Source organism: Acidimicrobiales bacterium (assembly GCA_040219515.1).
Lineage (GTDB): Bacteria > Actinomycetota > Acidimicrobiia > Acidimicrobiales > Aldehydirespiratoraceae > JAJRXC01.
In genome coordinates, this window is the sequence record JAVJSI010000015.1 from 50536 (window position 1) to 64517 (window position 13982).

At 66.7% G+C, this 13982-nt stretch carries 13 protein-coding genes; 11 read left to right on the top strand and 2 right to left on the bottom strand.

Annotation, left to right across the window (positions count from 1 at the left end; translation table 11 throughout):
* The first annotated feature begins 16 nt into the window (after positions 1-16).
* The 7 genes from pstB to RIB98_15830 all read left to right on the top strand — a co-directional run bounded on the left by pstB (position 17) and on the right by RIB98_15830 (position 8641).
* A complete protein-coding gene (pstB, locus tag RIB98_15800) occupies positions 17-901 on the top strand; it encodes a phosphate ABC transporter ATP-binding protein PstB (GenBank protein ID MEQ8842447.1) in 885 nt (294 codons plus the stop codon).
* Positions 902-915: 14 nt separating this feature from the next.
* Positions 916-1647 (top strand): phosphate signaling complex protein PhoU, encoded by a 732-nt coding sequence (gene phoU / locus RIB98_15805; GenBank protein MEQ8842448.1) that lies wholly within the window; start codon positions 916-918, stop codon positions 1645-1647.
* A gap of 21 nt (positions 1648-1668) precedes the next feature.
* Positions 1669-2949, top strand: a complete 1281-nt coding sequence (locus tag RIB98_15810) for an ATP-binding protein (protein ID MEQ8842449.1) — start codon at positions 1669-1671, stop codon at positions 2947-2949.
* Positions 2949-3653, top strand: coding sequence for a response regulator transcription factor (locus RIB98_15815; GenBank protein MEQ8842450.1), 705 nt, complete (start codon positions 2949-2951; stop codon positions 3651-3653). The genes RIB98_15810 and RIB98_15815 overlap by 1 nt, the downstream gene beginning before the upstream one ends.
* 90 nt (positions 3654-3743) lie before the next feature.
* Complete coding sequence (locus RIB98_15820; GenBank protein MEQ8842451.1) at positions 3744-7034, top strand: 3'-5' exonuclease; 3291 nt, start codon at positions 3744-3746, stop codon at positions 7032-7034.
* Between the two features lie 123 nt (positions 7035-7157).
* On the top strand, positions 7158-7823 hold the full coding sequence (locus RIB98_15825) for a hypothetical protein (protein MEQ8842452.1): 666 nt from the start codon (positions 7158-7160) through the stop codon (positions 7821-7823).
* Between the two features lie 104 nt (positions 7824-7927).
* Entirely contained in the window at positions 7928-8641 is a 714-nt protein-coding gene (locus tag RIB98_15830; protein MEQ8842453.1) for a hypothetical protein, read from the top strand.
* 1 nt (position 8642) lies between these two features.
* Here the strand turns inward: RIB98_15830 and RIB98_15835 are convergent, their stop codons facing one another.
* Positions 8643-9215, bottom strand: coding sequence for a hypothetical protein (locus RIB98_15835; GenBank protein ID MEQ8842454.1), 573 nt, complete (start codon positions 9213-9215; stop codon positions 8643-8645).
* Between the two features lie 154 nt (positions 9216-9369).
* Here RIB98_15835 and sucC point away from each other — a divergent pair, with 154 nt between their 5' ends.
* The 4 genes from sucC (at position 9370) to RIB98_15855 (ending at position 13510) form a co-directional block, all read left to right on the top strand.
* Entirely contained in the window at positions 9370-10509 is a 1140-nt protein-coding gene (gene sucC / locus RIB98_15840; GenBank protein MEQ8842455.1) for an ADP-forming succinate--CoA ligase subunit beta, read from the top strand.
* A gap of 11 nt (positions 10510-10520) precedes the next feature.
* Complete coding sequence (gene sucD / locus RIB98_15845) at positions 10521-11405, top strand: succinate--CoA ligase subunit alpha (GenBank protein MEQ8842456.1); 885 nt, start codon at positions 10521-10523, stop codon at positions 11403-11405.
* Positions 11406-11531: 126 nt separating this feature from the next.
* Entirely contained in the window at positions 11532-12524 is a 993-nt protein-coding gene (locus tag RIB98_15850) for an N-acetylmuramoyl-L-alanine amidase (GenBank protein ID MEQ8842457.1), read from the top strand.
* Positions 12525-12607: 83 nt separating this feature from the next.
* Positions 12608-13510, top strand: a complete 903-nt coding sequence (locus RIB98_15855; GenBank protein ID MEQ8842458.1) for an N-acetylmuramoyl-L-alanine amidase — start codon at positions 12608-12610, stop codon at positions 13508-13510.
* A gap of 8 nt (positions 13511-13518) precedes the next feature.
* Here the strand turns inward: RIB98_15855 and RIB98_15860 are convergent, their stop codons facing one another.
* A complete protein-coding gene (locus tag RIB98_15860) occupies positions 13519-13953 on the bottom strand; it encodes a hypothetical protein (protein MEQ8842459.1) in 435 nt (144 codons plus the stop codon).
* Positions 13954-13982: the final 29 nt, after the last annotated feature.

Below are 13982 nucleotides of genomic sequence, written 5' to 3' on the forward strand. Positions count from 1 at the left end.
ACACACTGGAACGATCATGGAAGACCTGATGAACGACGAGACGACCACCGGATTCGACGCCGGGCCCGAGGACGAGATCGAGGTCGTTCCCGACGCTGCCGCCCTTCCTTCCACGAATGTCGTGTTCGACGTTGAGCAGCTGAACGTGTACTACGGCGACTTCCGTGCCGTGCACGACGCCACGCTGCAGGTTCACGAGCATGAGATCACGGCGTTCATCGGACCCTCGGGGTGCGGAAAGACCACGGTGCTGCGTTGCTTCAACCGGATGAACGATCTCATCGAGACCGCCCGGGTGACGGGAAAGCTGAACTATCACGGCATCGACCTCTACGACCGGAAGGTGGACGCCGTCGAGGTGCGTCGTCGCATCGGCATGGTGTTCCAGAAGCCGAACCCGTTCCCCAAGTCGATCTACGACAATGTCGCCTACGGGCCCCGGGTCGCCGGGCTCGCCCGCAAGGGTTCGGCCCTCGACGAGCTCGTCGAGACGTCACTGCGCAAGGCGGCGATCTGGGACGAGGTGAAGGACCGACTGAAGGAGAGCGCACTCGGCATGTCGGGTGGCCAGCAGCAGCGTCTGTGCATCGCGCGGGCCATCGCCACGAATCCCGACGTCCTGCTGATGGACGAGCCCTGTTCGGCCCTCGACCCCATCGCCACCACCCGCATCGAAGAACTGATGCAGGAGCTCAAGAACGAGTACACGATCGTCATCGTGACGCATAACATGCAGCAGGCCGCTCGCGTGAGCGACCGGACCGCGTTCTTCTCGGTGGAGGTGAACCCCGACTCCGACACCCGAACCGGGATTCTGGTGGAGTACGACGCCACCGAGAAGATCTTCTCGAACCCGTCCGACGAGCGGACCGAGAACTACGTCACCGGCCGCTTCGGCTGAGAAGAGGAACCTCCATGACTGCGGAGATGCGAAAGAACTACCACGAGGAACTCGCCGGGATCCGCGACGGGATCGTCCGCATGGCGGGGCTGGTCAGCGAGCTCATTCCCCGGGGCACCGAGATCTTCCTGGCCGCCGACCTCAACGAGGCACAGAACCTGATCGAGGACGACGACATCCTCGATGCGTTGTCCATCGAGCTGGAGGAGCGCTGCTACAGCGTGCTCGCCCTCCAGCAGCCGATGGCGTCGGACCTCCGCGCCATCACGAGTGCGCTCTGGCTCAATGCCGAGATCGAACGCTCGGGTGACCTCATGGCGAACATCGCCAAGGCCACCCGCCGCATCTACGGCACCACGATCGATCCCCGCGTGCGGGGTCTCATCGTGCAGATGAGCGAGGAGGCCGCCCGACTCTTCCGTCTGGCGATCGACAGCTACGCCGAAGGCGACAGCGGCCTCGGGGCGGCGCTGCGAGACATCGACGACCGGCTCGACGAACTCCATCGTGAGACCATCCAGGCGATCTTCGAAGCGCAACAGGACCACAGCTACGACCTTCAGGCGGGCGTGCAGTTGGCCCTCGTGTGTCGGTTCTACGAGCGCATCGGCGACCATGCCGTCAACATCGGCGAACGGGTCTGCTACATGGTCGACGGGTGGCACCCCGAGCACACCGGTGCCATGCGGGCCAACGCACGGAAGCAGGAAGTCGTTGACGCGACGCAGGATTCAGACGCCGACTGATCTCGGCCGGCGGGTCGCATCGTGACGGCCTTCTTCATCGGAATCGCCGGAGCATCGCTCATCGTCGCGCTCGCGCTCGTGGTGATGGCCGGACGCGAGCGGCGACGGGTGACCCACCGGCTCGACCGGTTGGCCGTCGGGCTCGGGAGGAACCAGAGCCCGTCCGATTCGCCGATGACGGCGACGGAGCGCCTCGAGGTGGCCGTGGAGACGTGGCGGGCCTCGGTGGTCGACATGGCGCACGAGCACCGCTACCGGGCCGCGCTCGAGGCCATTCCGCTCGGCGTCGTCGTCGTCGACGCCAACCAACTCCCACTCTTCGTCAATGACACCGCGGCGTGGTTCCGCGAGGGCCGCCACGGTGAAGCGGTCGTCGCCCATGCGATCGACCGCCTCCTCGCGCTGTGTGCCGATGGTGGTACGCACGAGGAGACGATCCAGCTCTACGGTCCACCCCGTCGGCGCCTGCATGTCACCGCCGCGCAGATCCTCGACGACGAGCGGTCTCTCGGCACTCTCGTACTCATCGACGACGTGACCGAACAGGAACGGATCGATGCGATCCGTCGAGACTTCATCACCAACATCAGCCATGAACTACGCACCCCGATCGGTGCAATGAGCCTCCTGGCCGAGACGCTGGTCGGCGAGACCGACATCGAGGTGGTCGAGTCGCTGGCCGAGCGTCTCAGCCGCGAAGCCGACCGTCTCGCCACGACGGTCGACGATCTGCTGGAGTTGAGCCGGATCGAGCACAGCGGCGATGTCGATTTCGAGCCGATCGAACTTCAGGGTGTGGTGGCCGGCGCCCACGACCGGGTGCGGTCGGCCGCTCAGCAGCGGGGCGTGGAGATCGGCGTCACGATGCCGGAGAAGCCGCTCGTCGTGATGGGCGATCGTCGCCAGTTGACCTCGGCCGTCTTCAACCTGCTCGACAACGGCGTGAAGTACAGCGGACCGTCGGCCGGTGTCGTGTCGATCCGGGCTCGTCTGGTCGACGAACAGATCGAACTGACGGTGCAGGACGGCGGCATCGGAATTCCGCGCAAGGATCTCGACCGCGTCTTCGAACGGTTCTACCGGGTCGACTCCGGACGCAGCCGTCACAGCGGTGGCACCGGCCTGGGCCTGTCGATGGTCCGCCACATCGTCGCCAACCACGGAGGCCGCATCGGCGTCGATTCGGTCGAGGGCGAAGGAACGACCTTCACGATCTTCCTGCCGGCGGTGCCGCCGCCCGATGCCGAGATGCCCCCCGACGACCGGTCCGATGGTGACCTGGACCACGAGATGAGACCCTGATGTCCGACTCCGCCGCAAAGATCCTGATCGTCGAGGACGAGGAGAGCTTCGTCGAAGCGCTGCGTGTCGGCCTCCAGCGGGAGGGCTTCATCGTCGAGGTGGCCCGCGACGGCCGGGAGGCACTCGACCGCTTCGCCGAGGTCCAGCCTGATCTCGTCCTGCTCGATGTGATGCTGCCGAAGATCAGCGGTATCGATGTCTGCCGTGAGATCCGCAGCCAGTCGCAGGTGCCGATCATCATGGTCACGGCCAAGGGTGAGGAGATCGACACGGTCGTCGGGCTCGAGGTCGGAGCCGACGACTATGTGCCCAAGCCCTACCGGCTGCGCGAGTTGGTCGCCCGCATGCGTTCGCTGCTGCGCCGCTCGAACTGGTCGGGCTCCGAGGAAGAGCTCGTCGAGGACGGCCTGTTGCGGGTCGGCGGGATCGTGCTCGACAAGGACCGCCACGAGGTCACGCTCGGCGACGAGGACGTGCAGCTGCCGCTCAAGGAGTTCCAGCTGTTGGCGCTGCTGATGGCGAACAAGGGTCTCGTGGTCACCCGCCAGACCCTGATCGACCGGGTGTGGGGCTATGACTACGTGGGCGACACCAAGACCCTCGACGTGCACATCAAACGTCTGCGGGCCAAGGTCGAACCCAACCCCGACACCCCCGAGCTCATCGTCACCATCCGCGGCCTCGGCTACAAACTCGTCGGCTGACCCGTCCCCCCGGTGTCAGACACCTGTCCCGTCGGTGTCAGACACCTGTCCCGTCCCGTGGGTGTCAGCGGCCGTCGATAGGGTGGCCCGGTGCCTGATTCCCCCCTGCTCGACGGCCTGAATCCCTCCCAGTTCGACGCCGTCGTGCACACGGGCGGGCCACTGCTCGTCGTTGCCGGTGCCGGTTCGGGCAAGACCCGGGTGCTCACCCATCGCATCGCCCATCTGATGGACGAGGGCTTGTCGCCGTTCGAGATCCTGGCCATCACCTTCACCAACAAGGCCGCCGGCGAGATGAAGCACCGGGTGGGCGAGCTCGTCGGACCCGTCGCCCAGAAGATGTGGGTGTCCACCTTCCACTCGGCCTGTGTGCGCATCCTGCGGCGCGATGTCGAGCGGCTCGGGTTCCCGTCGCGCTTCTCGATCTACGACCAGGCCGACGCCGTGCGCCTGGTCGGCTACGTCATCCGCGACCTCAACCTCGACCCGAAGCGCTTTCCGCCCCGCTCGGTACACGGCGCCATCTCCGCCGCGAAGAACGACAACATCGGTGCCGCTGCCTATGCCGAAGCCGTGCAGCAGATCTACGAACGCAAGATCGCCGACGTCTACTTCGAGTATCAGAAGCGTTTGCTCACTGCGGGGGCGATGGACTTCGACGACTTGCTCCAGCGCACCGTCGAGTTGTTCCGCACCCATCCCGACGTGCTCGACAGCTGGCGGCGCCGCTTCGGTCACGTGCTGGTCGACGAGTACCAGGACACCAACCCGGTCCAGAACGACCTGGTGCTCATGCTCGCCGAGGAACACCGCCAGGTCACCGTTGTGGGCGACAGCGACCAGTGTCTCCCGTCCGGCACGATGGTCGAGACGCCCTCGGGGTTGCGACCGATCGAAAGCCTCGAAGAGGGCGACGAGGTGCTCGGCACCGGCGGCGGTGCTGATCTCGTCGCCCGACCGATCACCCACGTGCACCGGTCTCGCCACGTCGGGCGCCGCTATCGCGTCACCGCCGGCGGCCACACGATCGAGGGCACCCCGCACCACATCGTCCCGGCCCGACTGGATCTCGATCCGTCGCAGCACGTGGTCTATCTGATGTACCGCCACGACCGTGGCTACCGGATCGGGCAGACCAGAGCGATGCGGTCGGGCAAGGCCGGTCTCGACATCGGGCTGCGGGTTCGCTGCAACCAAGAGCATGCCGACAAGGCGTGGATCCTGAAGGTGGTCGACACGCCCGCCGAGGCGTCGTGGTGGGAATCGTGGTTCGCGGCGACCTACGGTCTCCCCACGGCCTGCTTCCACGCCGTCGGACGCTCGTTGGCGATGTCCGACGAGGACCTCGTTCGGCTCTATGCCGAGGTCGACACATACTCGGGGGCCAAGCAGCTCTTCGACGACCTCGATCTCCACGACGAGTTCCCTCATCATCGTCCCCAGGGCGGAAGGAACCGACAGACCCTGAACCTCACGATGTTCTCCGATCTCCGAAGCGGTGACGTCGGGTCGCACCGTGTCCAATGGTGCTCGAATCGCCTCGACATCGCCGAGCGCCTGCGGTCCAAGGGTCACTCGGTGCGCCCGGGCAAGAGTGATTCCCTTCGGGTCGAAACCTCACGCAAGCACTATCGCGAGGCACTCGACTACGCCGTCCACATGGCGTGGGACGGCGACCTCGAGGTCGCCCGACGGGCCATGATCGATGGTGAGCTCCACACGCTCCAGCCGTTGTCGCATCTCCGACCGGGCATGGTCGTCAAGGTGGCGACGGCTGACGGACTGGTCGATGCCAGGGTCGAAGAAGTCGAGGTGCTCGATACCGAGGGCGACGTCTACGACCTCGAGGTCGCCGACATCCACACATATGTCGCCGACGGCGTACTCGTGCACAATTCGATCTATCGATTTCGAGGCGCCGACATCCGCAACATCCTCGAGTTCGAAGAGGCCTTCCCCGACGCCACCGTGGTGGTGCTCGAGCAGAACTATCGGTCGACCCAGTCGATACTCGACGCGGCCAACGCCGTCATCGCCAAGAACGTGGGCCGCAAGCCGAAGGACCTCTGGACCGACCAGGGCCCGGGCGCCAAGATCGTGCGCTATCACGCCGACGACGAGTCCGACGAGGCCCAGTACGTCGCCAACGAGATCGCTCGGCTCCACGACCACGAGCAGGTCCGCTACGACGAGATGGCGGTGTTCTACCGGGCCAACGCCCAGTCCCGCGTGTTGGAGGAGTTCCTCCTGCGGGTGGGCATTCCCTACAAGGTGGTCGGCGGCACCCGCTTCTACGACCGCCGCGAGATCAAGGACGCCATCGCCTACCTGCGGGCGATCGTCAACCCCACCGACGAGGTGTCGGTGAAGCGGATCATCAACGTGCCCAAGCGGGGCGTGGGCGACTCCTCGATCGGCAAACTCGATGCCTGGGCGAGCGCCACTGGTGAGTCGTTCGACCAGGCCGTGGTGCGCTTCGACGAGGCCGGGGTGGGCGGACGAGCGGCCACGGGAATCGAGAAGTTCCTCGTCCTCACCACCGAGATCCGCAAGCTCGATGCCGGGCCCGCGACCATCATCGAGGAAGCTCTCGATCGCTCCGGCTATCTCGAGGAGCTCCAGGCCGATCGTTCGGTCGAGGCCGAGGGCCGCCTCGAGAACCTGTCCGAACTCGTCGGCATGGCCCGCGAGTACGAGACGGTCGACGAGTTCCTCGAGCAGATCTCGCTGGTGAGCGAGACCGAGCAGGCCGAGGCCGACGAGTCCACCGTCACCTTGATGACGTTGCACTCGGCCAAGGGTCTCGAGTACCCCTACGTGTTCATCATCGGGATGGAGGACGGCGTCTTCCCCCACATCCGCTCGCTCGGCGAACCGCACGAACTCGAAGAAGAGCGCCGCCTCGCCTATGTGGGCATCACCCGGGCGATGCAGAAACTCCACCTCACCAGCGCGTGGAGTCGAATGCTCCACGGCACCACGCAGTACAACCCACCCAGCCGGTTCCTCGACGAGATCCCAGCCGAACTCATCGAAGAGGTCGGCGGGTCGCGCATGCTGCGGTCCAAACGAGACCGCGGGTCCTACGGATCCAGCGGCACGACGTATGGCGGCGACCGGCAGCGCATCGGGGCCACGCGAGAGCGCGAGCATCGCGAGCGGGTCGTCGAGCAGGCCCTTCAGGCGGGAACCGCGCCGCCCTCGTCGGGTGCCGACAGCCTCGGCCTGCGCATCGGCGACGATGTGCGCCACTCGCAGTGGGGCGAAGGGGTCATCGTCGACATCGAAGGTGCGGGCGACAAGGCCGAGGCCAGCGTGCACTTCCCCACGGTGGGCGAGAAGCGACTGTTGCTGGCGTGGGCGCCGCTGCAGAAGATCTGACTGACGCCTGACCGACGCCCGTCCCCGAGCCGAATCTCGGCTCGCTTCTTGTTGATATCGGCGGGCATCGGCCGACTCGGGAAGTGACATGTCGACACTGCTGCCCGGGCTCGAGGAGCCTTCATGACCGGCGCCCCCGTGGCGTTCGGCTCCCGCGAGGGCGGTATGGATCGACGAAGCTTCGTCGGTCGGACCGTGGCCGTCGGCGCAGCCGTGTGGGCGGCCCCGAGCGTGATCTCCATGGAACCAGTAGCCGCCGCGGTGGGGTCCTGTGCCGGGGTGTCCGTCCACGAGTTCTCGTCCGGACTCGACGGGTGGACCATCGACAACGAATGGGGTGACGGCGTCAACGGGCTGTGGAACCACAATGTCGACGCCGGCCGCGATGGTGGCTCGCTGCACTACGGGCGCGGAGTCGGTGGCACGTACCGAACGGGCTCGAGTCGGAACTCGGGTCGGGTCTACTCGCCCGAATTCCTGATGCCCGCGACGGGTCCCTTCGTTCTCAAGTTCACGTTGTGGCGCCAGGTCGAAACCGTGAAGAACGGCTCCGATCGGCTCACCCTGCGGATCCTCGGTCCCCCGAACGCGTCCCTCTACTCCGTGTCGTCGGTCGGTGACACGTCCGGCTTCGAGAACCACACGATCACCCTGCCGAACGGTGTCAAGGGTCGAACGATCCGACTCCAGTTCGAGTTCGACACCCGCGACGGCAAGAACAACGATCACGAGGGCATCTACATCGGACGTTTCGAGCTGAACGCGTGCCCCCCACCGGGCGGCGGCTGATCCAGTCCCGACTGGGCCATTCGACCCACAATCGTGAAGTCCGAGGGACATCGGCCGACAGATACATGGTCATGTCCGTTGTCCGTTCGCCGCGCCCTACATCGATGATGGACCGTCGTGCCTTCCTCGGGCGCACGACTGCGGCCGCCGCCGCAGCGTGGACCGTTCCGGCAGTTCTGAGCATGGATCCGGTCGCCGCGGCGGCAGGGTCCTGTTCGACCACCACGGTCTACGAGTTCTCGTCCGGACTCGAAGGCTGGACGGTCGACAACTCCTTCGGTTCCGGTACGACCGGGTTCTGGAAGCACAACAACCAGGCCTCTCGTGATGGCGGGTCGCTGCACTACGGCAACGGCACGAGCGGGAACTTCCGCACGGGCAACTCCCGCAACTCCGGACGGGTCTACTCGCCCGAGCTCGAGATCCCGAGCTCCGGGCCGAACACCGTGCGGTTCACCGTGTGGCGCGAGGTGGAGGTGGAGGATCCCGGCTACGACCGGCTTCGGCTTCGCATCCTCGGGTCGCCGAACCAGACGCTCTACCAGGTCTCGTCGATCGGCGACACCAGTGGATTCGAGACGTACACGATCGCGATCCCCTCGACGTACAACGGCGACACGGTCCGCTTCCAGTTCGATTTCGACACGATCGACGGGAACTACAACGACTACGAAGGCGTGTACATCGGCCGGTTCGAGGCATCCGCGTGCCCGCCGGTGGCCGCCGCGGCATTCGGGGCCCAGTCCGCCCGTTCCGCACAGTCGGTCACCACCGTCGATGACGACCCCGAGGACGAGCCGGCGCCACCGCGTCGCTGATCTATCCAGCGGGACAACTCAGGTCGGGGCCGACCGGCCTCGGTTCGTCGTCGGTCTCGAGCGCGGCGAGGCGTTCGTCGACCTCGTCCTGGGTCTCGTTGAGGTAGACGATGATCTTCTCGCCGACGACGCCGACGGGGAAACGTTCGAGCCCGCATCCGAGCTCGTTGAAGGTGACGATGTCACACGCAACATCAGTGCTCGACTGGAGCGTGAACGTCCGTCGATCGGGGTCCCAGGCGGCGGAACAGTCGCGAGGGTCCGCCGGGCGGCGCACGGAAAAGGCGAGCCAGCCCACCTCGGGGTCGTCGCCGATGTGCTGGACGTAGATGTCGCGCTGGCCCTGCGATCCCGCGTCGGCGTAGAGGATCGGCCCACGCGCCGCGATCTCCTCGCTCTGGCGGCCGATGAATCCGGCGTCGAACTGGGTGTCGCCGAGCTGCACCTGCACCGTTTCGCTCGAGCGGGCCACCCAGAAAACCATCGCCCCGAGCAGGAGCGCGATGACCACGCCGGTGATGCCGACGATCACCGCGCTGCGGGCACTGATCTGGGGGCCTCTCGCAACAGGCATGAGTTCCTCGGTGGTCTGGGTAGCGGAATCTGGGTGGCGAATCCTGGGGTCGCGGATGTGGAGGCGACAGGGAGACCCGCCTAGTATCGCCCGTGTGCCGCCGCTGAGCCGCCTCGGCCGGTGATGGCACTTTTCGCGTCAGCAGGAGGAAGCGATGGATCTGTTCGAACATCAGGGCAAGGAGTTCTTTGCCCGGTACGGCATGCCGGTGTCACCCGGCGAGGCCGTGTTCACGGTCGACGACGCGGTGGCGGCGGCCGAACGTCTCGGCACCCCTGTAATGGTCAAGGCCCAGGTACACACCGGCGGCCGCGGTAAGGCCGGCGGTGTGAAGTTCGCCGCCGACCTCGACGCCGTCCGCGAGCATGCCGGCAACATCCTCGGTCTCGACATCAACGGCCACATCGTGAAGCGCCTCTTGATCGAGAAGGCATCCGACATCGCCGAGGAGTACTACGCCAGCTTCACCCTCGACCGTTCGGCCAAGAAACACCTCGGCATGCTCTCCAAGGAGGGTGGTGTCGAGATCGAGACCGTCGCCGAGGAGACCCCCGACGCCATCGCCAAGATCTGGATCGACCCCGTCGACGGGCTCACCGAGGACGCCTGCCGGGGCTGGGTGGCGGCCGCCAACCTGCCCGACGCTGCGGTCGAGGGCGCGGTCGACATCCTCCAGAAGCTCTACACCGCCTACACCGAGGGCGACGCCGATCTCGTCGAGATCAACCCGTTGATCCTCACCCCCGAGGGCAAGGTCCACGTGCTCGACGCGAAGGTCACGCTCGACGGCAACAGCGAGTTCCGTCACGAGGACTACGCCCAGTACGACGAGACCCAGCCCCGTGACGAACGCGAAGAGGCGGCCCACGCCAAGGGTCTGCAATACGTCGGCCTCGAAGGATCGGTCGGTGTGATCGCCAACGGCGCCGGGCTCGCGATGAGCACCGTCGACGTCGTCAACCAGGTCGGCGGAAGCCCGGCCAACTTCCTCGACATCGGTGGCGGCGCCAACGCCGACGTGATGGCGGGTGCGCTCGAGGTCATCAACAACGACCCCGCGGTCAAGTCGATCTTCATCAACATCTTCGGAGGCATCACCCGTGGCGAGGAAGTCGCCAACGGCATCCTCGAGGCGATGAAGCGGGTCGAGATCGACTCACCCATCGTGATCCGCCTCGACGGCACCAACGCCGACGAGGGCAGGGCGATTCTCGCCCCCAACCTGAACGACAAACTGATGATGGAAGAAACGATGCTCGACGCCGCCCGCCGGGCTGTGGAACTGGCGAGCTGAGGAGAGCTGACATGAGCATTTTCGTAGACGAGAACACCAAGGTCATCTACCAGGGCCTCACCGGCTCACAGGGCAGCTACTACGGCCGCCTCAACGCCGAGTACGGCACCCAGGTGGTCGCCGGTACCCATCCCAAGAAGGCCGGTAGCGATGTCGACGGCGTGCCGATCTACGCCAACGTCGCCGACGCCGTGGCCGCCACCGGCGCCACCGCGAGCTGCATCTTCATCCCGGCCCCCGGCGTGCGCGGCGCAGTCATGGAGGCCGCCGCGGGCGGCGTCGAGTTCATCGTCGCCATCACCGAAGGCGTGCCCGCCCATGATGAGGCGTACTTCTACAACGAGCTCAAGCGGAGCTTCCCCGATGTGCGGCTGCTCGGCCCGAACTGCCCCGGCATCATCAGCCCCGGCAAGTGCAACATCGGCATCACCGCCGGTCACATCGCCAAGGAGGGCGGCCCCGTCGGCATCGTGAGCCGATCCGGCACGCTGACCTACCAGGCGCTCTACGAGCTGAAGCAGAAGGACATCGGCGTCACGACGTGTGTCGGCATCGGTGGCGACCCCGTGCCCGGCACGTCGTTCATCGACTGCCTCGAGGCCTTCGAAGCCGACCCCGAGACCAAGGCCGTGATGATGATCGGCGAGATCGGTGGTTCGGCCGAGGAAGAAGCGGCCGACTACATCAAGAACCACATGACCAAACCGGTGTCGTCCTACATTGCAGGGGTCACCGCCCCTCCCGGCAAGAAGATGGGCCATGCGGGCGCCATCGTCTCGGGCGGCAAGGGCACCGCAGCGGCGAAGATGGAAGCGCTCGAGGACGCCGGCGTGAAGGTGGGCCACAACCCCACCGAAGCGGGCGAACTCATGGCCGAGATCGTCGCCAACCTCTGACCGTCCGGTGGGGGTGTCACCACGTTGAGGGGTGAAGACTGCAAGCGTGGAGGGGTGCGCCCCCTCCACGCCCCTCTTCTTGCTGTCTGTTTTCTCCTCGCCGCCTGTGGGACCCGTTCGGTCGACGTGGCCGAACCCGACACGACGACCTCGAATGTCTCGTCGACCGCGCCCACCACCGTGGCCCCGACGACCACGACATCCTCGTCGGCCACCACCTCGACGACCACCCTGGTGCCGTGGGTGCCGGCGCCGCCGCTCGCGCTCGACGGCGACGGCGTGCCTCTCAACGGCCAGGCCGACGGCGTCGTCCTGACCACCACGGGTTGGGTGGTGCCGGTGCTCGATGCGGTGGGGGACATTCGTCGGGTCTGGACACCGTGCGGGCGCGAGACACTCATCACCAGTGGCGAGTTCGTGGGCGAGGTCGACTTCGTGCTCGATCCGGGTCACGGCGGCGCCGAGGAACCGGGCGCGGTCGGCCCCGGTGGAACCCGCGAAGCCGATCTCAACCTGGCGGTGGCCCGCCGGGTCCGCGATGCACTCGAGGCCGACGGCCACACGGTGATGATGACCCGTGACAGCGATGTGCGCGTACCGATCGTCACCCGGGCCGAGATCGCGCTGGCCCTCGATCCGATCGCGTTCATCTCGATCCATCACAACGCCGGCACCGAGGCGGTCAGCAGCGAGCCCGGCACCGAGATGTTCTTCCAGCTCGAGTCGACCGACTCGAAACGACTGGCCGGGCTGATCTTCGAGGAGACCCGAGCGTTTCTCGACCCGCTCGGGTCGACCTGGTTCGCCATGGAGGATGCGGGTGCGATGGGTCGCGCCAGCCAGAGCGGTGGCGACTACTACGGCGTGCTCCGACGTCCGGCCGCGGTGACCAGCGTGCTCGCCGAGTTCGCCTACATCGTGAATCCGGTCGAGGAGGAACTCCTCAACCGTCCCGAGGTCCAGGACGGCCTCGCCGAGGCGGTGCGGTCGGCCGTCGAGCGTTTCGTCGACACCGATGACGCGGGCTCGGGCTACACCGAGGACCCGATCTTTCGCGGCTGGGGCCCCACCGGCGCCGGCCGCACCACGAACTGCACGGATCCGGCGCTCGAGTCGTGAGGCGACGCTCATCGGCGCGCACGGCGACCGCGTTTCTCGTCGCTGCCGGGCTGGCCGTCTCCTGCGTGAGCGGGGGCACGGAGGTGAACGAACCGGTTCCGACCCTGTTCGACGACTCGACGTCGACGGCCGAGGTGCCGGCCGAGGAGGCGACCTCATCGACCCTGCCGACGACCACCCTTCCCATCGCCGACCGGTTGCCGGCGCTGGCGACCGACGCCGCCGGCGCCGTCCGGACCGATGACGGGGCGCTGTTGCCCATCACCGGCACCGACGGCGACGTGTGGTTCGTGCTCGGTCCGTGTGGCGGCGAGCAGATCGAACCCTCGGGGTTCGTGTCCCCGATCGAGGCGCAGCACGTCGTGCTCGACCCGGGCGGAGCCGACGACGCGGCCGGCCGCGTCAACCTGGCGGTGGCCCAGCGCACGGCGGAGATCCTCGCCGCCGACGGGGTGGCGGTGACCCTCACCCGTACCGGCCCGGTCGAACTCGGCGCCGGCACCCGTGGCGCGGCCGCGGTCGCACTCGGCGCGACGGCCTTCGTGTCGATCCAGCGTGGCGAGGACGGCTCGGCGACGACCTCGGCTCCCCGGCCCACGGTGTTTCGTCGGGCCGGCGACGACGCCAGTCGCCGGCTGGCGGGGCTCATCCACCAGGCGCTGGTGGAGGCGTTCGCCGGCCTCGAGGGAACCTTCGTCGCTCCCGACGAACCGGGCGTGCGGGCGCTCCTCAACCAGCGGGGCGAGGACTACTTCCGAGTGTTGCAAACGAGCAACGGCGTGGCCGCGGCGCGCGTAGAACTGTTGGCTCTGGGCGAGAACGAGACGACCCTCCTCGCGAGCGAGGAGGGTCGTGACATCGAGGCGCAGGCCCTGGCCGATGCGATCGTTGCCTTCCTCGTCACGAACGAGGAAGGCAACGGGTTCATCGACCCGGTCGAGGCCGTTCGTACCGCACCGACGTCGAACACGCCGGGCGGTTGTTGATCAGCGGATCAGAACTGCGTGGGCGGCGTGGCGGTGGAATCGCCGGCGCCCGCTTCCATGATCGAGCCGACGAGCATCGCAATGGCGGCCAGCGTCGACAGCCAGAGACCGATACCGACATCGCCGCGAACCACGAAGCCGATGGTGATGATCACGGCGAACAGGCTCAGGGCGATGTGGGCCTGTTCGTGGCTGAAGCCGAACGGCAACGACGGCAGTGTCATGCCGCCGAATTGACGGGCGGCCATGGCGCCACCGATCACGAGACCGATCAGTGCGGCCACGATGCCGAGCAGGCCGAAGAAGTCCGTGTCCCAGGCGTTCGTTCCGAAACTGAAGTCCCCCTCGCCCACGCTCACCCAGTCGAGGAAGGTGCCCAATAGCAATACGGCCCCCCCGGCAATGAGCATGATCGTGCTCGGCTTGATGTCGCTTGTCTCCATATGTGTTCCTCCCGCGGTACACCGTGAGA